This window comes from Thioalkalivibrio sp. ALMg3 (assembly GCF_000381225.1).
GTDB classification, from domain to species: domain Bacteria; phylum Pseudomonadota; class Gammaproteobacteria; order Ectothiorhodospirales; family Ectothiorhodospiraceae; genus Thioalkalivibrio; species Thioalkalivibrio versutus.
On sequence record NZ_KB906220.1, the window covers coordinates 40,974 to 63,550 of the forward strand.

Annotated in this window: 16 protein-coding genes and 1 pseudogene; 12 read left to right on the forward strand and 5 right to left on the reverse strand. The window is 65.8% G+C overall.

Translation table 11 applies throughout. The features are described 5' to 3' along the window. Positions 1-6 precede the first annotated feature (6 nt). Positions 7-3,165 carry an error-prone DNA polymerase gene (locus F622_RS0102350; protein WP_019571249.1) on the reverse strand — a complete coding sequence of 1,053 codons (3,159 nt, stop codon included), beginning with the start codon at positions 3,163-3,165 and terminating at the stop codon, positions 7-9. Between the two features lie 182 nt (positions 3,166-3,347). On the opposite strand from F622_RS0102350, the gene F622_RS0102355 reads away from it, so the two are divergent. Together F622_RS0102355 and F622_RS0102360 are read left to right on the forward strand one after the other, a co-directional pair. After that, complete coding sequence (locus tag F622_RS0102355) at positions 3,348-4,616, forward strand: phosphatidylserine/phosphatidylglycerophosphate/cardiolipin synthase family protein (protein ID WP_018169663.1); 1,269 nt, start codon at positions 3,348-3,350, stop codon at positions 4,614-4,616. Between the two features lie 35 nt (positions 4,617-4,651). After that, positions 4,652-5,197 (forward strand): cyclin-dependent kinase inhibitor 3 family protein, encoded by a 546-nt coding sequence (locus F622_RS0102360; protein WP_018176859.1) that lies wholly within the window; start codon positions 4,652-4,654, stop codon positions 5,195-5,197. A gap of 8 nt (positions 5,198-5,205) precedes the next feature. On the opposite strand, the gene F622_RS0102365 is transcribed toward F622_RS0102360, so the two are convergent. Next, positions 5,206-5,829: an SPOR domain-containing protein gene (locus tag F622_RS0102365; protein WP_018176858.1), complete on the reverse strand. Its 624-nt coding sequence runs from the start codon at positions 5,827-5,829 to the stop codon at positions 5,206-5,208. 253 nt (positions 5,830-6,082) lie between these two features. Between F622_RS0102365 and F622_RS0102370 the strand changes: the two genes are divergently transcribed. After that, a complete protein-coding gene (locus F622_RS0102370; protein ID WP_018169666.1) occupies positions 6,083-6,751 on the forward strand; it encodes a bifunctional 2-polyprenyl-6-hydroxyphenol methylase/3-demethylubiquinol 3-O-methyltransferase UbiG in 669 nt (222 codons plus the stop codon). On the opposite strand, the gene ubiG is transcribed toward F622_RS0102370, so the two are convergent. Further along, positions 6,698-7,456 (reverse strand): bifunctional 2-polyprenyl-6-hydroxyphenol methylase/3-demethylubiquinol 3-O-methyltransferase UbiG, encoded by a 759-nt coding sequence (gene ubiG / locus F622_RS0102375; protein WP_038084752.1) that lies wholly within the window; start codon positions 7,454-7,456, stop codon positions 6,698-6,700. The two genes, F622_RS0102370 and ubiG, sit on opposite strands and share 54 nt — an antisense overlap. A gap of 85 nt (positions 7,457-7,541) precedes the next feature. Between ubiG and F622_RS0102380 the strand changes: the two genes are divergently transcribed. Beyond that, positions 7,542-8,213, forward strand: a complete 672-nt coding sequence (locus tag F622_RS0102380; RefSeq protein WP_018169668.1) for a DUF429 domain-containing protein — start codon at positions 7,542-7,544, stop codon at positions 8,211-8,213. Positions 8,214-8,226: 13 nt separating this feature from the next. Here the strand turns inward: F622_RS0102380 and F622_RS0102385 are convergent, their stop codons facing one another. Continuing rightward, entirely contained in the window at positions 8,227-8,433 is a 207-nt protein-coding gene (locus F622_RS0102385; RefSeq protein ID WP_018169669.1) for a LexA family transcriptional regulator, read from the reverse strand. A 116-nt stretch (positions 8,434-8,549) separates the two neighbouring features. Between F622_RS0102385 and F622_RS13620 the strand changes: the two are divergent. The 3 genes and pseudogenes from F622_RS13620 to F622_RS0102395 form a co-directional block, all read left to right on the forward strand. Next, positions 8,550-8,913, forward strand: a pseudogene (locus F622_RS13620) (hypothetical protein); the annotation flags it as partial. Between the two features lie 61 nt (positions 8,914-8,974). Further along, positions 8,975-9,490, forward strand: a complete 516-nt coding sequence (locus F622_RS0102390) for a type 1 glutamine amidotransferase domain-containing protein (RefSeq protein WP_018176857.1) — start codon at positions 8,975-8,977, stop codon at positions 9,488-9,490. A gap of 140 nt (positions 9,491-9,630) precedes the next feature. Continuing rightward, positions 9,631-9,951: a hypothetical protein gene (locus F622_RS0102395; protein WP_018145781.1), complete on the forward strand. Its 321-nt coding sequence runs from the start codon at positions 9,631-9,633 to the stop codon at positions 9,949-9,951. A gap of 293 nt (positions 9,952-10,244) precedes the next feature. Here the strand turns inward: F622_RS0102395 and F622_RS0102400 are convergent, their stop codons facing one another. Next, positions 10,245-11,675 (reverse strand): phospholipase D-like domain-containing protein, encoded by a 1,431-nt coding sequence (locus tag F622_RS0102400; RefSeq protein WP_018176856.1) that lies wholly within the window; start codon positions 11,673-11,675, stop codon positions 10,245-10,247. A 266-nt stretch (positions 11,676-11,941) separates the two neighbouring features. Here F622_RS0102400 and F622_RS0102405 point away from each other — a divergent pair, with 266 nt between their 5' ends. The 5 genes from F622_RS0102405 (at position 11,942) to F622_RS0102425 (ending at position 22,232) form a co-directional block, all read left to right on the forward strand. After that, on the forward strand, positions 11,942-12,184 hold the full coding sequence (locus F622_RS0102405; protein ID WP_231365734.1) for a hypothetical protein: 243 nt from the start codon (positions 11,942-11,944) through the stop codon (positions 12,182-12,184). Positions 12,185-12,303: 119 nt separating this feature from the next. Further along, on the forward strand, positions 12,304-13,269 hold the full coding sequence (locus F622_RS0102410) for a 1-phosphofructokinase family hexose kinase (protein WP_019571250.1): 966 nt from the start codon (positions 12,304-12,306) through the stop codon (positions 13,267-13,269). 331 nt (positions 13,270-13,600) lie between these two features. Continuing rightward, positions 13,601-17,692, forward strand: coding sequence for a trehalose-phosphatase (otsB, locus tag F622_RS0102415; RefSeq protein ID WP_018176854.1), 4,092 nt, complete (start codon positions 13,601-13,603; stop codon positions 17,690-17,692). 26 nt (positions 17,693-17,718) lie between these two features. Continuing rightward, the gene (locus F622_RS0102420) at positions 17,719-20,379 is read left to right on the forward strand and encodes an AMP-binding protein (RefSeq protein WP_018169676.1); all 2,661 of its coding nucleotides are present in this window, start codon (positions 17,719-17,721) and stop codon (positions 20,377-20,379) included. 527 nt (positions 20,380-20,906) lie between these two features. Further along, positions 20,907-22,232 carry an acetyl-CoA carboxylase biotin carboxylase subunit family protein gene (locus F622_RS0102425; protein WP_019571251.1) on the forward strand — a complete coding sequence of 442 codons (1,326 nt, stop codon included), beginning with the start codon at positions 20,907-20,909 and terminating at the stop codon, positions 22,230-22,232. Positions 22,233-22,577 lie beyond the last annotated feature (345 nt).

The following is a 22,577-nucleotide window of genomic DNA, read 5'->3' on the forward strand; positions in this document are numbered from 1 at the left end:
TGCGGTTCAGCCGAAGTCGCGGGAGTGGGTGGCGAGTTCGCCGAGCCAGGTGCTGCGGTCGATCAGGCGCTGCACGATCAGGTGGCCGACGCCCTCGCTGTACTGCCACTCGCCGTGGGCCTCCAGCAGGCGGCCGTGCAGGGCCTCGGCGCGAAAGCGTTCCACCCGGTCCGGCCAGACGATCAGGTTCAACGTACCGGTCTCGTCCTCCAGGGTCAGGAATACTGTGCCGTTGGCCGAGCCGGGGCGCTGGCGGGTGATCACGAGGCCGGCGTAGCGGGCCCGGCTGTAGCCGGGCTGTTCGAGTAGCCGGGCGGCGGTGGATAACCGGTGCTGTTCCAGGAACGGGCGCATCAGCGCCAGTGGGTGCGGGCCCAGGCTCAGGCCCTGGGTGGCGTAGTCCTGCACCAGGTCGTCCACCGCATCCGGGCGGGGCAGCAACGGGGTCACGTCGGCCTCGCGCACGGTCTCGCCCGGTCCCTCGGCGAACAGCGGCAGGGGCTCCTCCACCGCCTCGGTGGCCCAGCGTGCCTGGTGGCGATTGCCGGCCAGGCCCTTGAGCGCGTCGGCGCGGGCCAGGCGATTGGCCTGGGCGCGGGTGAGGGCGGCGCGGGCCACCAGGTCCGGCACGTCCGCGAAGGCTCGCTCAACGCGGGCGGTGACCACGCGCTCGGCGACGTCGCGGGCCAGCCCGCCGACGCGGTTCAGGCCCAGGCGCAGGGCCAGCGCATCGCTCCCGGCCAGCGGTTCCACCGTGCACTCCCAGTCACTGCAGCGCACGTCCACCGGGCGGACCTCCACGCCGTGGCGGCGGGCGTCGGCGACGATCTGCGCCGGGGCGTAGAAGCCCATCGGCTGGCTGTTCAGCAGCGCGCAGGCAAAGATCGCCGGTTCGTGGCACTTGAGCCAGGACGAGACATAGGTGATCAGCGCAAAGCTGGCCGAGTGCGACTCGGGGAATCCGTATTCGCCGAAGCCGAGGATCTGCTTGTACAGCTGCTCGGCGAATCTCTCCGGATAGCCGCGTTCGCGCATGCCGTCCATCAGGCGCTCGCGGTAACGCGCGAGCTGGCCGGTGCGGCGCCAGGCACCGATCGCACGGCGCAGCCCGTCCGCCTCGCCGGCGGAGAAGCTGGCCGCAACCATCGCCAGCTCGATCACCTGCTCCTGGAAGATCGGCACGCCCAGCGTGCGTCCGAGCACGCGTTTCACCTCTGCATTCGGATAGCGCACCCGCTCCGGGTGGGCGCGGCGCTTGAGATACGGGTGCACCATCTCGCCCTGGATCGGGCCGGGGCGCACGATGGCGATCTCGATCACCAGGTCGTAGAAGTTCGCGGGCTTCAGGCGCGGCAGCATGCTCATCTGCGCGCGCGACTCGATCTGGAACACGCCCAGGGTGTCGGCCTTCTGCAGCATGCGATAGACCGCCGGATCCTCGGCGGGAATGTCGGCCAGGCCCCAGTCGCGGCCCCGGTGATGCGCCATCAGCTCCAGCGCGCGGCGCACGCAGGAAAGCATCCCCAGCGCCAGCACGTCGATCTTCAGCAGGCCCACCGCGTCCAGATCGTCCTTGTCCCACTGGATCACCGAACGTTCCGGCATGGCCGCGTTCTCGATGGGGACCAGCTCGTCCAGCCGGCCGTCGGCGATCACGAAGCCGCCGGTGTGCTGCGACAGGTGGCGCGGGAAGCCGAGCAGCTCGGCGGTCAGCGTCTGCCACTGCCGGGCCAGGGCGCCGTCCGGGTCCAGCCCGACCTCGCGCAGGCGCTCGGCGGGGATGCCGTCGTCCCACCAGGCGAGGTTGGCGGTCAGCGCATCCAGCCGCGCGCGCGAGATGCCCAGCGCCCGGCCGACGTCGCGCAGGGCGCTGCGGCGGCGATAGCGGATCACCGTGCAGGCCAGTGCGGCGCGCTCGCGGCCGTAGCGCCGGTAGATGTACTGGATCACCTCCTCGCGGCGTTCGTGCTCGAAGTCGACGTCGATGTCCGGCGGCTCGCCGCGCTCGGCGGAGATGAAGCGCTCGAACAGCATGCTGGAGCGCGAGGGATCCACTGCGGTGATGCCAAGTGCGTAGCACACAGCCGAGTTGGCGGCCGAGCCGCGCCCCTGGCACAGGATCCCGCGGCCGCGGGCAAAGCACACGATGTCGTACACGGTCAGGAAGTACGGCTCGTAGCCCAGCTCGCGGATGATGCCCAGTTCGCGTTCGATCTGTTCGCGCACCGGGGCCGGGATGCCATCGGGCCAGCGCTTGAGCGCGCCCTTGAGGGTCTCCTCGCGCAGGTAGGCGGACGGGGTCATGGTCTTCGGCAACGGGTCGGTGGGGTAGCGGTAGGTGACCGCGTCCAGCGAGAAGTCGCAGTCCCGCGCGATGGCCACACTGGCCTCAAGCCAGGCGGCGGGATACAGCGTGGCCAGTTCGGCCCGCGGGCGCAGGCAGCGTTCCCCATTGGGGAAGCGTTCCTGCGCCGCCTCCGCGACCGTCGAACGCAGGCGCAGGGCGGTCAGCACGTCCTGTAGTGCTCGCCGGCCGCGCCGGTGCATGTGCACGTCGCCGCAGGCGACGAGCGGGAGTCCAGTGGCGGTTCCCAGCGTCCGGGCGCGGGTCGTCAGGGTGGCATCTTCGGGGGTACGCAACTGGCTCACGGCCAGGTGGCCCTGACCTGGGGCGGCCCATCCGGACAGCCAGTGGGCCGCTTCGGCGAGCGACGCCCCTGGGCTGTCGGCCTCGACCCGCAGCAGGCTGTGCCAGCCGGTGCGGCTCTCGGCGGGCAGGGCATCCAGGTCGGCGCGCGTCAGGTGGTAGTGTCCCTTGTCCGCCGCGCCGCGGGCCCGAGTGATCAATCGACACAGGGCGGAATACCCCGTGGGATTGCGCACCAGAAGCGTCAGGGTGGGGCCATCGGCCAGCCGGAAGGTCGCCCCCAGGATCAGGTGTAACCCACATTCCTTTGCTGCCGAGTGTGCTCGTACTACACCAGCCAGCGAGGCGATATCGGTCAGCGCCAGCGCGCGATAGCCCAGTGCCTGCGCCTGCTCGACCAGTTCCTCCGGGTGCGAAGCCCCGCGCAGGAACGAGAAGTTGCTGAGCGTCGTCAGTTCGGCATAGGCCGGGGGGGCGCCGGCATGCTTGCGGGTGGGGGGATGGGCTGCGGATTCCATATACTGTCGATATATACAGTATATGGAATCCGTCCCACAATGACCGGGGGGATCGCCAACCCATTACGCTTCAACGCGGTGCCGGGATAACAGGCCACCTGACGAACCTTCGCCGGTTTTTGTAACCGGCTGTGTACACTGAGCCAAAATCCTCATGTATTCGCTGCGTGCCTGGAGACCCCATGCGCTACGTCCTGCTCCCGGTGGTGCTGATTGCCCTGATCTTTGCGCTGGGGAATGTGGTGCTGTTCAATGCGTTGCCGAAACCGGACCGGCTGAAAGAGCCGCTGGCGCTGGAGTACGGGACTTCGTCGGAGCAGTTCCGGCGGGACATGGGCCTGCTCCTGCAGCAGCCGATCATGAGCGGCAACCGCATTGACCTGTTACAGGACGGCGAGGCCATCTACGCGGCCAAGATCGAGGCGATCGAAAACGCCGAGCATTCGGTCACCTTCGAGGTGTACGAGTACTGGGGCGAGCAGGCGGCGATTTTCTCCGAGGTCCTGGCGCGTGCGGCGGAACGCGGGGTTCGGGTGCATGCCATGCTGGATTTCCTTGGTTCGCGCGATGCTGACCCGGAGATGTTCGAGCGCATGGAAGAGGCCGGGGTGGAGCTGGTGCGCTGGCGCGAGCCGTCCTGGTACCAGTTGTCGCGCTTCAATCACCGCACGCACCGCAAGCTATTGGTGGTGGACGGTCATACCGGTTTCATCGGGGGAGCCAACGTGGCCGATCCCTGGGTTGACGGTGACGACCGCGATGGCTATCGCGACAATCACTTCCGCATCCAGGGCCCGGTGGTCGGCAATCTGCAGGCGGTGTTCCTGGAGACCTGGCTGGACGCCACGGGGCGGATGCCCACCGGCGAGGCGTATTTCCCCGAGCTGTCCGAAATGGGGGATCGCGACGCCCAGATGGTTAACAGTGCCCCGCGCGAGGGGCGTCACCGGGTGCGCCTGATGTTTCTGCATGCCATCGCCGCGGCGGAAGAGCACATCACGATCGGTACGGCCTATTTCTATCCCGATCCGCGGTTCCTGGAGGTACTGGAGGAGGCGGCCGACCGGGGCGTCCGTATTCGCGTGCTCGTCCCGGGCGACAGCATGAACTTCGGTTTCTTCCGTCATGCATCGGTCAATCGCTGGCGGCCGATGCTCGAATCCGGGGTGGAACTGTACGAGTATCATCCGCGCATGTACCACTCCAAGCTGATGGCGATCGACGACCGCTGGGCCAGTATCGGCTCCGCGAATCTGCACAACCGGTCGTTTCGTCTGAACGACGAGGCCAACCTGAACATCTGGGACGAAGGCTTCGCCCGCGAGATCCGCGAACTGATCGAGGTGGACAAGGCCGATGCCGAGCGCCTGACCATCGAGGACTGGGAGAACCGGCCGCTGCGGCGACGCCTGGCGGGGTGGATCACGCACCTGATTGGTCCCTATCTTTGATGCACCCATTCCGACCCCCACGGCAGGAGCACGCCATGACATCCCCCACGGCCGGCCAGACCCCTTCGTTCGACATCGGGGTCATTCATCTGCCCGAGGGCGGGGCGATTGGCATGACTCGTTGCCCCGGCAAGCGGCCGGATGGAACGAGTTGCGCGGCGCAGGACGTGCAGGCGGATCTGGCGGCGCTGTGGGACTGGGGTGCGAACGTGCTCGTGACCCTGAATCAGGGGTCCGAGCTAACTGATCTGGGTGTTCCGGATCTCGGGAAGACCGTTCGGGCGGCGGGGATGCGCTGGCTGCATCTCCCGATCGGCGACATGGCCGCTCCCGATCGGCCCTGGGAAGAGGGTTGGCAGGATGTCGGGCCGCAGGTCCACCAGCGGTTGCGGGCCGGCGAGCGCGTGGTGTTCCACTGCGGGGGCGGTCAGGGCCGTGCGGGCACCATTGCTGCCCTGACCCTCATCGAACGCGGGCTTGCGCCGGAGGCGGCCATCCGGGAGGTCCGGTCGGCCCGTCCCGGCGCGATCGAAAGCCCCGACCAGGAACGCTACCTGCGCAGCTTGCCGCGCACGGACTGAGGTGCGTTTCAGGAGTGGTTCAACGGCCGCGCGACGATAAAGGCATCCGCGAGCGTATCCCCTTCCTGTGCCTCGAGGGCGGCCATCGCGGCTGCGCGCGCGTCGAACAGGCCGATGCGAACCCGGTAGCGTTCGGAGGCCGGCTCGGGTCCGTCCACGACCTCCAGGCGGCTGGCAAGCCCGCGGGCCTTCAGGATCCGGTCCAGCTTCCGGGCGTTTTCCAGTTCGGTGAATACGCCGGCCTGGATGGAATACAGCTCCTCGGGTGCGGAGGCGGCTTCGCTCCGCTCATGCTGGCGTTCCGGCGTGGGTTCCGCCAGCGACGGCTCCTGGCTTTTCCGCTCAATGCGGCCGGAATGGCGAGCCGGCGAGAAGAGTGGCAATGCGGTGTCATCGCCGGCGCGGGTCGACAAGGGTGCCGGGGTATCCAGCCAAGACGCGCGGGCGCGTCCGGATTCCGGCGCCGAGCCCGTGTTCTCGGTTGCCGGCGATTCGGGCTCGGCGACAAGCGGTCCGGGGGCCCCGATCGCGGCGCCCGAAAAGACACCCAGAACGAATAGCAGGACCGTGGCCAGCGGGGTGCCCAGCACCAGGAGGAACAGTTGGCGTCGGGTAAGGAACAGATTGATCATCTTATGACCCTCCTTGGCAATCTTTGCCTTTTCGTCATCGAGGGGCGGGACCTCCGTCGGGCGACGGAAAAATGACGTTTCCGCCCTCTTGTAGCGATATGCAAACAAGATGCCAGTTATGGGTCGGGCCGGGAGGCGAGAGGTTCGTGGAAGACTGTCTGCTTGGGTGCGATGATGCGCGCAGGGCCTGGCGAGGGTTCGTACGGCCCTTGTCCCTGCCGCGCTGCCCTACCGGTCCTTGGCGAGAAGCCTGATGCGAAGTGCGATCTACGATCTCCTGATCCTGCGACTGACCGCCCGCTGGTATGCGGAGGCCCTGGAGCGGATGCCAGATGGCGCGCGAGTGCTGGATGTGGGCATCGGCACGGCGGGGGCATTGCTGGCCAATGCCGAGCGGGCGCGGCACAAGCAGTTGCACCTGACCGGGATCGACATCGATGGCGACTACGTCCGGCGGGCGCGGCGCCGGTTGCAGGAATCAACCCTGGCCGACTGCGCCGCGGTATTTCGGGAATCCGTGTACGACCACGCGGGTGGTCCCTACGACGTGGTGTACTTTTCCGCGAGCTTCATGCTGCTGCCCGATCCGGAACAGGCCCTGCGCCACTGCAAGGGGCTGCTCGCGCCAGGCGGCCGGTTCCTGTTCACGCAGACCATCCAGCGCCACCCGGCGCGCTGGGTCGAGATCCTCAAGCCCCTGCTGCTGCGGATCACGACCATCGATTTCGGGCACGTGACCTACGAGGCGGATCTCCGCGCCCAGCTCGCGGCCGCGGATCTGGTGGTGGAGGAATGGAGCGTGCTGGCCACCCATGGGTCGCGTGCTTCCTGCCTCGTGGTGGCGTGTCCGGCGAGCGAGGGCGCCGGATCAGGCAATGGGCTTGCGCGCCAGGATCATGTAGTTGACGCTCATGGATCGTGACAGCCACATCCGGCGGTTGAGCGGATTGACCCTGACCCCCGTCTGCGTCATGGGCTCCAGGCCGTCCCGTGCCAGTAGGTCCCGCGTTTCCCGGGGCGTGACGAATCGCTTCCACTGATGGGTGCCTCGGGGCAGGATGCGGAAGAGGTACTCGGCCCCGACAATGGCGACCACGAACGAGACCGGATTGCGGTTGATCGTGGCCACGAAGGTGTGACCGCCGCGGCGGAGCATGCGATTGACGCTCCCCATGAACGCCGGCAGGTCCGCGACGTGTTCGACCACCTCCATGTTGAGGATCACATCGAAGTCTTCTCCGCGCTCCGCGAGGGCCTCCGCCGTGTTGACCTCGTACTGGATATCGAGGCCTTGCTCGTCGGCGTGATGCCGGGCCGCGGCGATGTTGCGGTCCACCACGTCCACGCCCAGCACGTCCGCACCGAGGCGGGCCATGGCCTCGCTCAACAGGCCTCCGCCGCAGCCGATGTCCAGCATGCGCAGGCCGGCCAGGGGGCGGTCGGCTTCCGGGTCCCGTCCGAGCGAGTGGCAGAGCTGATCCCGGATGTAGTCGGTGCGCAGGCGATTCAGCACGTGCAGGGGCCAGAGTCTGCCATCCGGTTGCCACCACATCTCGGCCAGGGCGCGGTAGCGCTCCACCTCGTTCGGATCGACGGTTCGGTCGCGTTCCACATCCGGAGAATTCATTGGCTGCGCGGCTCACCATGTATGTGAAGGTTACTTTCGGACCACGCGATCCCGTTTTTGATCGCACCCGGCCAGGATCGATGCGATGGTGGCCCTTCGTCAGAAGCGGGCCGAGGTAGATCGAATGGGGCAGACGATCATCGGGGTGGACCTGTCCGGTCCCGGGAGTGCCGCGCATACCTCCGTCGCCGTGTTCCGTGAACAGGGTGGGGCGCTCGATCTGTTGGAGCTGGTGGCGGGGGCCAATGACCAGGCGATCCTCGACCGTGTACCCGCGGGCGCGATTGTGGGGCTGGATGCGCCCTTGTCGTATTCGCCCATCGGAGGCAGCCGCACATCCGACCAGTCCCTGCGACGCGTGGCGGTCGAACACGGATTGCCGGCCGGAACCGTCATGGCACCTTCCGCACCGCGCATGGCCTACCTGACGCTGCGGGGCGTGGCGGTCAGCCGCATGCTCCGCAGCGAGCGCCCGGACGCCCGGGTGGTGGAGGTACACCCCACCGTGGCGATGGTCCTGAGGGACGCCTCGGTGGCGACATTGAAGGCCATGAAGCATGATTCAGAGGCGCGCCGCGAGCTGCTGGTCTGGCTGGAGGGTCAGGGGCTCCACGGGGTGTGCGATCTCGATCAGGTCAGCGATCACTCGGTGGCCGCCTGTGCCGCGGCCGTGGCGGCCTGGTGGTGGAGCCAGGGCAGCCCCGCCTGGATCCACCCGGCCGAGCCGCCGCTGCATCCGTTCGACTTCGCCTGCTGACGGGCTGCTTCGATCAGAGGTGACGGCGCATCTGCCCGACCAGTACGGCCTGGATGCGGAGTCGGTCCGGGGCGACGAAGAGGGGCGCATAGGTCCGAGTCTCCGCGTGCAGCAGGACGACATTCGGGGGCTGCTCGATACGCTTGAGGGTGGCTTCTTCGCCATTGATCAGGACCACGAGGATCTCGCCGTTGCGGGCATGGTTGCGCGATTCGATCACCACCCAGTCGGGTTCTACCCCATTTCTGCGGACGGTTTGGAAAGGGCTGAAAACTTCAGATCCTGAACGGCGATGCGGCGCCGCATCCTTGGATTGTGGAACCGCTCAATGTAGCCAAACAGATCGTCGCGTACCACGAGTCGGGGCATGCCCTTCTGGCGTATTTGTTACCCAAGGCTGATGCTCTCGAAAAGGCGACCGTGATCCCGCGCGGGCACGCCCTTGCGGTAACGGCGCAGGTGCCCGAGGAGGAGCGCTACAATTTCGGCGAGTCCTACTTGCGCGACAAGATCGCGGTGATGTTCGGGCGGGCGTCTGGCCGAATCTCTGGTATTCAACGAGGCTCGCGCTCGGGAGACACTGGAAAAACACCGCGAAGCATTCGAAACCCTTGCCCAGGCCCTGGCGGAACAGGAAACCCTGGAGGTGGAAGCAATCCGCGAGATCCTGAAGGATCAGGCGATGGAAGGGCAGGCGTGACGCTCTTCCGCCGCGGGCTTGACTACACCCGTCATGAAAACCCCTGCATGGAGGAAGCACCATGAGCCTTGCCGACAAGCATGTCGCCATCCTCGCAGAAGATAATTACCAGGAGCTGGAGCTGCACTATCCACGGCTGCGCATGCTGGAAGCCGGGATGCGGGTTTCCGTTGTGGGCGCCGGCAAGCCGGAATACGCCAGCGCCAAGGGCTATACGGTGAAGGCGGACGTCAGTGCCGTCGGGGTCGATGCGAACGACCTTGATGCGCTGATCATCCCGGGCGGCATGGCACCCGACAAGATGCGGAGGCATCGGGCAATGGTCGATCTGGTGTGCGCCGTGGACCAGCGTGGCGGGCTGGTGGCCTGGATCTGTCACGGTGGCTGGATGGCCGTATCGGCCAACATACTGGCCGGGCGGCGGGTGACCTCGTTCCATTCGATCCGTGACGATATGGTCAACGCAGGTGCCGACTGGTTCGACGAGGAAGTCGTGCAGGATGGCAACCTGATCAGTAGCCGCACGCCGGATGACTTGCCTGCATTTTGTCGGGTGTTGCTCGAAAAACTGGGCTGATTCCCCCGCACATACAGCAGAGGGCTTTAGTTCGAGCCAGCAGGCCCTAGTCCCGGACCAATGCTTCCGCTAACGGATGTATTGGGGCGTGTTCAGGGCGCAGCTTTATATGCTGCGGATCCTTGGTTCGCAGCGGACCCATGCAATTCACGAAGAACAAGGATACGGACGAGATGAGTGATCGCGAACAATACGTCGAGAAGATGAAAGCAAAAATTGACGAATGGAACCACGACCTGGGAAAGCTGGAGGCGAAGGCCAAGCAGGCGGATGCGGATCTGCGCGCCAAGTACGAAGAGCAAATCCAGGAACTGCGTAAACGGCGCGACGAGGCCGAGGAACGGCTACGCCAGGTGCGCGAGGCGAGCGAGGATTCGTGGAAGGAGTTGCGGGAAGGAATGGAGTCCGCCTGGGATGACATGGCAAAGGCACTTCGAAACGCTTCGGATCGCTTCCGGTAAGAACGAGGCCTGGCGAAATGGAAACGGTCGCGCGAGCCGCGTCGCCGCCCCGATCGCCTTTTCTTGCTCCCCGGCCCAGTGCCTGGCATTGCCAGAGGCATGGCCGCGAGTCCGTCCCGGGGGGCGGTGCGTCCCCGGTGGAGGAAGGTCGCTTCGGTGGGTTCAGCCCAGCGTGGTGTGGCCCGCGCCTGCTGGTTCGCGAATAACCGCCATACTCGTGGGCGACCGCCCTCGGCGTGGTGTTTCCGAGTGTGGAACGGGTCCGCACCGCAGTAAGCGGTGTCTGGTGCGGATCAGAAAGAAGACAGCCCGGTTGCCTCCATCATCCGGTAGCGCCAGTAGCGCAGCCGGGAGTCGTCGGCATATTCCTGGTAGGGGAGGCTGTGAACCCGGTCCGGCTCGTTGTGCCAGCGGGTATCGAAGAATTGGGCGGCATCGGCGATAACCGGAGTCCCGGCCTCGGCCTGAATCTGCACGTTGGTCTCCAGGTTGAAATTGTCCAGGTTGCGCCGGGTGAAGTTCGCGGAGCCCGCAAGCAGCGTGGCATCTCCATCGCGAGGACGATGCAGGAGCATCTTCGCGTGGCACTGCTCGCCCTGGGTATTGCACCAGCGCACCGAGACGCCCCCGGCGTTCAGTTCCAGCGCCGCTTGCCGGTTGGGTAGTCCCTGCTTTTTCCGGCCGAATGCATCACGGTTCGGATCGAGAAGCACCCGCAGGTCGACGCCGCGCTGCTGCGCGGCCAGAAGGGCCTTCACGATGGCCCGGTGCGAGAGGTAAAACATCCACAGGTCCAGCTGGTCCCCGGGATCCGAGGCGTCAATCATCTCCAGGGCGGCGTCGCGGATCCGTGACTCGGTCAGGACTCGGATCCCGACGGGCGAATCGACGGCTCCGTTCGCTTCCACGCGATCCGGAAGGGCCGTTCGGGTTCCATTCGAGAACTCTGCGACCGCGCGCTCGGTGTGCAGCAGGTCGATGGCCGCGGCGCCCCGGAAACGCACGGCGATGTTGTCGTGCCGGCTGCTGGCGTCATGCGGATTCCCCGAGGTCACCAGTCCGGTCCAGCCGTCCGGCCCATCCGTGACCAGCGTCTTGCGGTGGTTCGCCTTGAAGTTTAGAAGCGCAAGGTACGTGCGCAGGGTGACGGGTGTATCGCCCACCGGGTTCGGGAGCCAACCACCATGCGAACTGTTGCCGAACCACTGACAACAGATGCGCCAGGTGGCCGACCACAGGGGGTTGGGATCGCGCAGGGCCCGCAGATCCGTTTCGATCACGGGGATCCCCTGCGCCTCCAGCCGGGAGAGCAGGGGCTGCTTGATGCCGCCGTAGAGGGTGTTGAAGGGATCGGTGATCAGCAGCGCCTCGACCCCGGGGCGTTGTGCGTGCCACTCCGCCAGTCCGAGGACGAACTCGCTTGAGAGTGGACGATGCGCAGCCTCGGACGTCGCCGCAAACTGGTTCACCAGAAAGAAATCCGCGACGACCAGCGACTGCGCCTGTCCGATCATCTCCAGGGCGGCATCGAATATCTCCTGCTCTGTGTGCTGATTGCCCTGCGTGTCCGTCCATGTGGCATCCGCGAGGAACTCGACCCCCTCGGCGGGATGGTAGGGCGTGACGACATCGAGCCCTTCGGGAAGCGGCTTGTACAGGTGGTAGGCGCCGGTCGAGAGGTAGACAGCCAGCAACCCAAGCAGGAACCAGCGCCCGCGCCTCATGCGCAGCCCGAAGCGCCGGCGGCCAGGGACGAACGCGGCGGCGTTCCGGTCCTGGCACCATCGCCGATCAGGCCGTGATCCTCGATCGGCACATAGCCGTCCAGAGGTGGCGGGGGCATCTCAGTGACGTTCAACGGGACCCCTCCGATGGTGGGCTACACTGATGTCAGGGAACCCGCCCGGCTGCGGTGGCGGGTGGCCCCTGAAGCGCAACTGCTTGTCCGGGCCGTAGGACCGCGTAGCGTCTGCCTAGAGACTGGGGTTTGGTGGCGAAGTCTGTCAATGCGCAGGCGGGTGCCTGGACGCCAGTGCCGGACAAGTGGTCTCGCGATCCCGGCTTCGGCGAGAGCATCGCCGCGAACGGTGTGATGCTGGAAAAGGCCCGGGACGCCGGTGTGGAGACCGGCCTCGGCGGTCGGGCCCCGAACGACTACCCGGAGTTCGCCGCGTTTCGGGTGGAGCAGGGGATCGAACGCATCCTGGTGAGTGTCCGGACAGCTTCATGGTGAAGCGGAGGGTCGCGCAGGCCGAATGCACAGAGGAACTCGCAGCCGATGAGTGGGGCGCTACGCCGATACCCGGATTCGGTACTTGAGAACATCCGCGCGCAAGCACCGGAGGAAATACGATGCAACCGATCGTCACGCTCACGATGAATCCCGCACTCGACGTCAGCACGTCGGTGGAGGAGGTGGTCAGCAAACACAAGCTGCGCTGCTCGGGCGGCCGTTTCGATCCCGGTGGCGGTGGCGTCAATGTCGCCCGCGTGATCGAGCGTCTGGGAGGCGAGGCGACGGCGCTCTACGCCGTGGGCGGCCCGATGGGCGACGTGTACCGCGGGTTGCTGGAAGCCGAGTTGGATGGGGCACAGCCGATCGAAATCGAGGGCAGCACCCGCCAGAGCTTTAACGTGACCGAGGACTCGACCGGAAAGGAATATCGCTTTGTTCTGGAGGGTCCGGAGTGGCAGGAGAAGGAGTGGCGCGGGGCGCTGGACCGTGTGGAGGAGGCGCTTTCGGACGGTGGCTATCTGGTGGTGAGCGGCAGCCTGCCGGAAGGGGTCCCGGACGATTTCACGGCCCGGGTGGCACGGCTGGCAAAGCAGGCAGGGACCCGCTGTGTTGTCGATGCTTCCGGCGCCTCCCTGGAGGCTGCGCTGGATGAAGGGGTCTTCCTGGTCAAGCCCAACAAACAGGAATTGCGCCAGCTAACCGGGGCCGATCTGGATTCGCGGGAAGAGCAGGAGGCCGCGCTGCAGAAGATCCTCGACGCCGGCGGCTCGGAGATCGTCGCGCTGAGCCTTGGCGGGGAAGGGGCGCTGTTTGCCTCGTCCGAGGGTGTCTTCCATCTCCCCTCGCCAGAGGTTGAAGCCCGCAGCGCGGTGGGTGCGGGTGACAGCTTCGTGGCTGCTCTCGTACTCGGGCTGGCTGGCGGAAAGTCACTCGGGGGTGCGGCCCGGTATGCCGTCGCCGCGGGTGCCGCCGCGCTGTTGAGCGAGGGTACCGTGATGTGCCGTGCCGAGGATGTCGAGCGGTTGTTTCGGGAGACTCGTGGTGAAGACAACGATCGGTCCGGTCCGGACGATCTCCCATAACCGGTAGAAGTCCGCATGAAAGATGGCCTGGAAACAGGCGATCCTCGTTGAAACACCCGCGCCTTGGGGCGACCCAGGCCTGGGGCGTGTGCCCTGATCTCCGGGCTGGGGATGATGATCAGCCGCTTGGCGAACTCGATTGGCTAATCACTCTGAAAAACCCCGTTCAGCACGACAGTCGGGGTGCTCATTATCTGCGCGAGGGTGATATCCGTGCCGCGTGGCGGCGGCAGGGTTTCATCGAAGATCAGGGTTTCTTGGCGAAATCTTTCCATGCGTATGATGAGAGTGGGGGTTGCCTGCAGGCGCCGCCATTCGACCGAGGGATTTCATGCAGCGGGAGGCCCGCATGAAGGATCAGGCGGAACGAGGGGCAAACACCAGGGCCGTGCTGTTCGATATGGACGGGGTGGTGACGGATACGGCACGCGCCCACGCCGCGGCCTGGAAGCGCCTGTTCGACGAGTTCCTCGAGGCGCGCGCCGAGCGTTTCGGAGAGACGTTCGAGCCCTTCGACGCCGATGCGGAGTATCGCCGGTATGTGGACGGGCGCCCTCGTGCCGAGGGCATCCGCACGTTTCTTGACGCGCGCGGCATCGAACTGCCGGCCGGCAGCGACGAGGATGACCCGGAGGCGGAGACGGTCGCGGGCCTGGGCCGGCGCAAGAACCGGTATTTCCATGCCTGGCTGGAGGCAAACCGGGTGCAGCCGCTCCCGGGCACCCTGCGACTGCTTGATGTACTGCGCCGCGGTGGCATCCCGGCCGCGGTGTTCTCTTCCAGTCGCAATGCGGAGGCCGTCCTGCGCAGCGCCGGCTTGCTCGACGCCTTCGACGTACGGGTGGATGGCAACGAGCTGGCGCGGCTGGATATCCCCGGCAAGCCGGATCCGGCGATGCTGCTGGAGGCGGCGCGGCGACTGGGCGTAGCGCCGCAGGAATGCGCGGTCCTCGAGGATGCGGGCAGTGGTGTCGAGGCGGCGGTGCGCGGCCGCTTTCGGCCCGTGATCGGCATGGCCGGTCCCGACCGTGCCGATGCCTTGCTCGAGCTCGGCGCCGACCTGGTGGTCCGCGATGCCGCCGAGCTTCGCTACAGTCGTGCCGCCGGACTGACCCGACGCACGCTCGTCGATCTGCCCCGTGCCCGGGATCGCGAGAGCGAGATGTTCGCGCGCCTGCAGGCCGCGCGTCCGGTGGTGTTTCTGGATTACGACGGCACCCTGACGCCGATCATCGAGGATCACACGCAGGCATGGCTGGCCGGCGACATGCGCGCGACGGTGGGGGCGCTGGCCCGGCACTGCAGTGTGGTCATTGTGAGCGGTCGCGATCTGATGAAGCTTCGGGAGTTGGTCGCCCTCGACTCCGTGTGGCTCGCGGGCAGCCACGGCTTCGAGATCGCCGGTCCGAAGGACGACGACCGAAGTCTGGAGAAGGGCGATGAGTTCCTCCCCGAACTGGATGCGGCGGAACAGGAACTAACGCAGCGGCTGGCCGGGATCGAGGGCCACATGGTGGAGCGCAAGCGCTTTTCCATTGCCGTGCATTACCGGCGTGTCGCCACCGCGGAGGTGGATCGGGTCGGCGCGATCGTCCGCGAGGTGCTGGAGGTACACCCGAAACTGCGTCTCGGCCACGGCAAGAAGGTGCTGGATATCGGTCCGGGCATCCACTGGAACAAGGGCGAGGCCGTGCGCTGGATTCTTGGCGAGGTGGACGGCCCGGGCGAGAAGTTCGTGCCGGTGTATGTCGGCGACGACCTGACCGACGAGGACGCCTTCCGCGCGCTTGCGGGGGAGGGCATTTGCGTCGCGGTGCGACATGACGAAACCCGGGCGACCGCTGCCGACTGCGTGGTGGATGACGTCCTCGGCGTGAAACGTCTGCTCCAGTCCCTGACCGGGATTCTGGCGGCGCGCGTCTCCGATGCCGCGGCGGCGGATACACGGGACAAGGGAGGCTGGGTGTTGCGCTACTCCGGCTACCGTCCCTGGCAGGAGCGTCTGCGCGAGGCGCTGTGCACGCTGGGCAACGGGTATTTCGCGATGCGGGGTGCCGCGCCGGACGCGTGGGCGGATGACGTGCATTACCCGGGCACCTATCTCGCCGGCGGCTACAACCGCCTGATCAGCGAGGTGGCCGGTAGGAAGGTCGAGAACGAGGACCTAGTCAACCTACCCAACGCCTTGCCGCTGACCTTCCGCGTGGATGACGGCGACTGGTTCCGGCTTGACGACACGGAGATCCTGTCGTTTGCACAGGAACTCGATGTTGACCGCGGCCTGTTGCTGCGCAGCCTGCGTTTCCGCGATCCGGCGGGCCGTACCACGCAGTGGCGCGAGCGTCGGTTGGTCAGCATGGATAACCCGCACCTCGCGGCCCTGTGCGTGGAGCTGACCGCGGAGGACTGGTCGGGACGGGTCACCCTGCATTCCACGCTCGACGGCGGGGTGGTCAATGATGGCGTGGCGCGCTACCGGGGGCTCGAGAACCGCCATCTCGAGATTCTCGAGGCGGACCACCGGGGCGACGACACCCTCTTTCTTCGGGCCCGGACCAACCAGTCCCGGCTCGACATTGCGCAGGCCGCCCGCACCCGTGTGTACCACGAAGGCGTGGAGGCCGGGGTCGAGCGCCAAACGCTGCGGGAGGCGCAGGGCGTGGCGCAGGAGATCATCCTCGATCTGCCGGAACGCGCGAACCTCCGGATTGAGAAGGTCCTCGCGCTGTACTCGTCGCGTGATGCCGCGATCGCCGAACCCGGCATAGAGGCCCTCCGAACCCTCGGCCGTGCCGGTGATTTCGACGCCCTTCGCGCCCGCCACGAGATGGCCTGGCGCCACCTGTGGGGGGAATGCGACATTGCGCTCGAGGATGACGCGGCGCCGGATACCGAACTCAAGCTGCGGATCCACATCTTTCACCTGCTGCAGACCACCTCGAAGCACTCGGTCGATCTCGATACCGGCATCCCCGCGCGGGGCTGGCACGGCGAGGCCTACCGCGGACATGTCTTCTGGGACGAGTTGTTCATCTTCCCCTTCCTGAACCTGCGTATTCCGATGCTGACCCGGGCGCTGCTCCGCTACCGCTATCGCCGCCTCGGGGAGGCCCGGCAGGCGGCGCTTGAGGCCGGCTATCGGGGCGCGATGTATCCCTGGCAGAGCGGCAGCGACGGACGCGAGGAGACGCAGCGACTGCATTTGAACCCGACTTCGGGGCGGTGGCTCCCGGATACCTCCCACCGGCAGCGGCACATCAACTCCGCGATCGCCTACAACCTGTGGCAGTACTTCCAGGCCACCGGTGACCAGGAGTTCATGAACTTCTACGGGGCGGAGATGCTGTTGGAGATCGCCCGGTTCTGGGCCAGTGCATCGGTCTACAACCCGAACCTGGACCGCTACGAGATCAAGGGTGTGATGGGGCCGGACGAGTATCACACCGCGTATCCGGACGCCGACCCCGAGGCCCAGGGCGGGGTGGACAACAATGCCTACACCAACGTGATGGCGGCCTGGGTACTGACCCGCGCGCGGGACGTCATCGACCTGCTTCCGGAGATCCGCTGGCGGGAGCTGCGGGAACGTGTCGGCCTGGACGACGCGGAACTCGATCTCTGGGACGAGATCAGCCGCAAGCTGCGCGTGCCGATGGACGCGGACGGGATCATCTGTCAGTTCGAGGGCTATGAACAGCTCGCAGAGTTCGACTGGCAGGAGTACCGGGAACGCTACGGTGATATCCAGCGCCTGGACCGGATCCTGGAGGCCGAGGGCGATTCGTCAAATCGCTACAAGGTCTCAAAGCAGGCCGACGTCCTGATGATGTTCTATCTGTTCTCGGCGGAGGAGCTGGCGATGCTGTTCGAACAGCTCGGCTATCCGTTCGATCCGTCGATGATCCCGCGCAACGTCGATTACTACCTGGCCCGCACCTCGCACGGCTCGACCCTGAGCCACGTGCCGCATTCCTGGGTGATGGCGCGGTCCGACCGCTCCCATTCCTGGGATCTCTTTCAGCGCGTCCTGGACAGTGACCTCGAGGACATCCAGGGCGGTACGACGCCCGAGGGCATCCATGTCGGCGCGATGGCCGGGAGCGTCGATCTGGTTCAGCGTTGCTACCTGGGGATCGACATGCGGGGTAACGTGCTCCACTTCGATCCGGTGTTTCCCCCGGAACTGCACTGCGTGAAGGTGCGATTGCATTACCGCAACCAAACGCTGGAGGTGGAGGCCACCCGCGAGTTGCTGGAGATCCGCAGCGGTGCCTATACCACCCACTCGATCATGGTGGCTTACCGCGGTCATTACCGGGAGTTGGCGCCCGGCGACGACTGCCGCTTCCGGCTGCTGAAGCCGGAGGAACGCGTGCGCGACGAGAATCGCACCGGCGGGGTCGAGCCCGACCCGGCACATTGATCCGTGTTTCCCTGGAGGTTTCCGACATGAATGCCCAGACCGTCGACGAACTCTTCGCCTCGCAGTCGCCGGAGGAGGGGCAGGTGGCGGTGGTCGCCATGACCCGCGATGGCCTCGAAACCACTTCGCGGGCGGATCTGCTCGAGCGAGCCGGGCGTCTGGCGGCCGGACTCCGGGAGGCCGGCCTGGAACGCGGAGACCGGGTGGGGCTGTTCGCCCCGAACAGCCCGGAGTGGGTCATCGCCGCGCTGGGGGTGATGACCGCGGGGGGCACTGTGGTTCCCCTGGACACGCAGATGCCCTCCGAGGATCTGCAGCACGCCCTGTCCGATTCGCGGCCGCGCTTCATCTTCACTACCTCGAGGCTGGAACAGCGCCTCCCGGCTGATTTGGGTGAGGTGCGCACCTGCCTCTTTGATGCCGAGCCGGAGGCTTCCAAGGCGTGGGAGGGGCTTCTGAAGCAGGATGCGGCATCGTCGGTTGCGCGACACGACGATGTCGCGGCGGTCTTCTACACCTCCGGTACCACCGGACCGCCGAAGGGCGTGCCGCTGACCCACCGGAACCTGACGAGCAATGTCGGCGCGCTCTGTGCGGAGGAAATCGCGGACCATCGCGACCGGGTCCTGGTCCCTCTGCCGTTCCATCATGTCTATCCGTTCACCGTCGGCATCCTGGTCCCCCTGACCCTCGGGGCGCCCATCATCGTGCCGTTCTCCCTGGTAGGGCCGCAGATCGTGCGCGGCCTGCGCGATGGCGAGGCAACGGTGATGCTGGGGGTGCCGCGCCTCTACGAGGCCGTGTGGAAGGCCCTGGAGGACCGGGTTGCGGGGCGTGGGCGGATCGCGGCGCTGTTGTTCCGGCAGATGCTGCGGCTGTCGAAACTGGCGCGCCAGCGATTCGGGCTGCGCCTGGGTCGCCGGCTGTTCAAGGGCCTGCACCAGCGGCTCGCCCCGCGCCTGCGCCTGGTAGTCGCCGGGGGTGCCGCGCTCGACCCCAACCTCGGGCGCGACCTGCAGGCGTTGGGCTGGGAGGTGGGTACCGGCTACGGTCTCAGCGAGACCGCGCCGATTCTCACTTACAACCCGCCGGACCGGTTGCGACTGGAGGCCGCGGGGCTGCCCCTGCCGGGCGTCGAGCTGGCCATCGACGACACTGATTCCCGCGACGGGCGCGGCGAGGTGATGGCACGCGGCCCGAACATCTTTGCCGGCTACCTGAATCTTCCGGAAAAGACCGAGGAGGTCCTCGACGAGGACGGCTGGTTCCGCACTGGGGACACGGGCGAGATCGACGACGATGGCTACCTGCACCTGCACGGTCGCGAGTCCTCGATGATCCTGCTCTCCGGGGGCGAGAACGTCGACCCGGAACGGGTAGAGGGCGCCCTGCAAGGCATTGACGAGATCCGCGAGGCCGGCGTGCTGGCGCATGACGATCGCCTGGCGGCGGTCGTGGTTCCGGAGTCGGGGCTGTTGCGCGAGGTCACCGGCGAGGACCTGGAGAAACGGGTGAAGGATGCGGTCAAGCGCGCGGCAGAGGAACTGCCGAGTCATCACCGCCCGGGTGTGGTGCGCATTGCGCTCGATCCCCTTCCGCGCACGCGCCTGGGCAAGCTGCGCCGGCACAAGCTCGAAGAGCTCTTCGAGGAATTGGGCAAGGAAGATGCCGTTTCCGAGGCGCGACCGGAGCCGGTCTCTCCGGAGTCGATGGCCCCCGAGGACCAGCAGCTGCTCTCGGACCCGGGCGCCGAACGTACCTGGAACTACCTCGCCGAGCGCTTTCATGATATCCGCGTTACGCCCGACAGTAGCCTCGCCGAGGAGCTCGGGATCGATTCGCTCAGCTGGGTCGACCTCACGCTTGCGTTGCAGGACCGCGCCGGGATCGATCTGGATGATTCGGCGATCGAACGCGTCGAGACGGTCCGGGATCTGCTGCAGGAGGCGGCCGGGGCCTCCGAAGCCAAGGAGGGCCGGGGCGAACTGAAGGCGCAGCTCGTAGATCCGGAAGCGCTGCTCGCCGAAGACCAAAAAAAGGGCCTGGAGCCCCCCGGCGCGGCCCGTCGTGTGATCGGCGGCCTGCTGCTGGTTTGTGCGCGGCTGCTCTCGCGGTTGCTGATGCGCGTGGAGGTCCAGGGCAGTCTTCCGGCCGACGGTCCTTACCTGCTCGCCCCCCGCCATCTGAGTTTCGTGGACCCCCTGGCGCTATTGCCCGCGCTGAGCAGGCAGGATCTCGAGTCGCTGTACTGGGCCGGTCTGGAGGACTATTTCTTCTCCAACCGGTTGTATGGGGCGCTCAGCCGCACTGCGCGCGTCCTGCCGGTTGACCCCGGGTCCGCTCCGCGCCGGAGTCTGGCTCTGGCCGCGGCGAGCGTGAAGCGGGGCAACAGCCTGATCTGGTTTCCGGAAGGCCAGCGCTCTCCGGACGGCACGCTCCAGAGACTGCGACCCGGTATCGGGCTCGTCCTTGCGGCACAACCCGTCCCGGTGGTGCCCGTGTGGATCGAAGGCACGCGCGAGGTGCTGCCGCCAGGGAAGCATTTTCCGCGCTTCGGCGGAAGGGTGCGTGTCGTCATCGGGGAGCCGGTTCTGCCGGCGCAATACGGCACCGACGAGCGAGAGATTGTCCGTACCCTGCAGTCCGCGATGGAGGAACTGGGCGCTGCGGCAGAACCCGGCAGGTGAACCACTACGTTGACCGCTAGGGGGTGAGGGGGTGTCTGGCGTCAACTACGCTGGCTGGCTGGCTGGCTGGCGGGGGTGGGGCGTGATGTGCCGTGCCGAGGATGTCGAGCGGTAGTTTTGGAACGCTCGTGCTGAAGACAACGGTCGGCCCGGCCTGGACGATCTCCCGTAACCGGTGGACTTCAGCATGAGAGACGGCCTGGAAAGAGGCGATCCTTGTTGAAGCCTTGAGCCTTGGGGCGACCCAGCCCTTGTGTGTCCTGATCTCCGGGCCGTGGATGATGATCAGCCGCTTCGCGAACTCGATTGGCGGATCACGCTGACAAACTCCTCTCACCACGACAGTCGGGCCGGCCATCGGGGCGGCCCCCGAGCTTGCTATCTGGTAGGCAGCATCTAATCTCGGGGTAATGCCCTCATGTGACAGGGCGAGCGTTTTGGCCAGCCCGGCTCTGTACTACCTGCACTTGGTCTGGTGCAGGCCAAGGCGATTGTGTTCTGTACCACTTCGCCGTGGAGGATTTTCAATGGCCAAGAATATTTTCATCGTCGGGGCCGACCCGTTTAACATGAATAAGGTCAGGGCGGTTGACATCGGCATCGACTACAGACTCCATGAGCTATTGAGTTTTGATGAAGTAAAAGCCAAAGGGTTTTATCCTGTCGAAGAATGCCTTGGCAAGGCACGAGAACGTCTTCAGGAGTTCGACGGTTCGATCGACGGAATTCTCGGTTATTGGGATTTTCCAGTGACCACGATGGTAGCGATCCTCTGCCGCGAATATGGACTTTCCTCGCCCTCGCTCGAGAGTGTCCTCCGCTGTGAGCACAAATACTGGAGTCGGCTGGAACAGCACAAAGTGATCCCGGGCATGGTCCCGCGATTCGATGTCGTGGATCCGTTCGATGATGCCGCCATCGACGCCATGGACGTTCCCTTTCCCTTCTGGATCAAGCCGGTTAAGGGGATGGACTCGCTTCTTGCATTCAGGGTGGGCAACCGGGGCCAGCTGAGCCACGCCATTGGCCAGCTCCGCGCGCGCATCGATCGGATCGCCGGACCCTTCGACCAGATCCTTTCGTATGCAGATCTCCCTGAGGAGATTGCCGCCATCGGCGGCCGGAACTGTATCGTTGAACAGGCTGTTGGCGGGCGCCAGTGCACGATAGAGGGTTACGTGTTTGCCGGCAAGCCGCAGCATTACGGGATCATCGATTCGATCAATTATCCCAACCGTTCGTCGTTTCTTCGCTATCAATACCCGTCTAGCCTTCCGAAGCGGGTGAAGAACAGGATCAGTGAGGCAACCAACAAAGTATTGCTACACTTTGGCTACGACAGTGCGACCTACAACGTGGAGTTTTTTTACCGGCCAAAGTCCGAGGAGCTCACGTTGCTGGAAGTCAATCCGCGATTGTCACAATCACATAGCGATATGTTTGAAAAAGTGGATGGGGCTTCCAATTTCCAGATCATGCTTGAACTGGCATTGGGAAGGGCACCGGATTTACCGTTACGACGCGGCCGTTATGGGTGTGCCGCGAAGTTTCACGTGCGCGTGTTCGAGGATGGTATCGCCACGCATGTTCCCAGCGCAGGCGATATCGAGCGTATCCAGGAGGAATTTCCGGATACCCTGATCGAGCTGAAGGTCGAGCAGGGGACGCGGCTCTCGAGCCTGCTGGAGCAGGATAGCTACAGCTACGATATCGCTCATGTCCATACGGGCGCAGAGGATCGCAAGGCATTGCTGGAAAAATACAACCGTATTCTGCAGGCCCTGCACTTCGAGTTCGGGTCTGTTCCAGAGATATCAGGCGAGGCCCCGGAGGTGCAGAATGCTGTGTCCTGAGATGCGGCCTTCGCTACGGGATTGGAATCCGAAATGGCCCCGGGGTGTGCGAGGGTGCGCGACCGGGGTTTCCGCTTTGCACGGGATACGGCTTGCGCGCATGGTCTGAAGGGCGATCATGTTCCAAAAAGCAGTGTTCGGTCGTCCCGGGGCATATGAGCGGATCAATCAGTCGCGTTTGCGGACCTGCGCGGAGGCGGTCTGATGAGGTAGCCCGGCACCGGTGGGCTGCTTGCCGACGGAGCGGCGCAGCCCTGGCCTGGCCGTACATCTTCTGGGTACGGGCTGTGATGTGGGGTGGCTTATCCCGTCGCAGGTCTTTTTGGTGGCGGATCGTTCATGCAC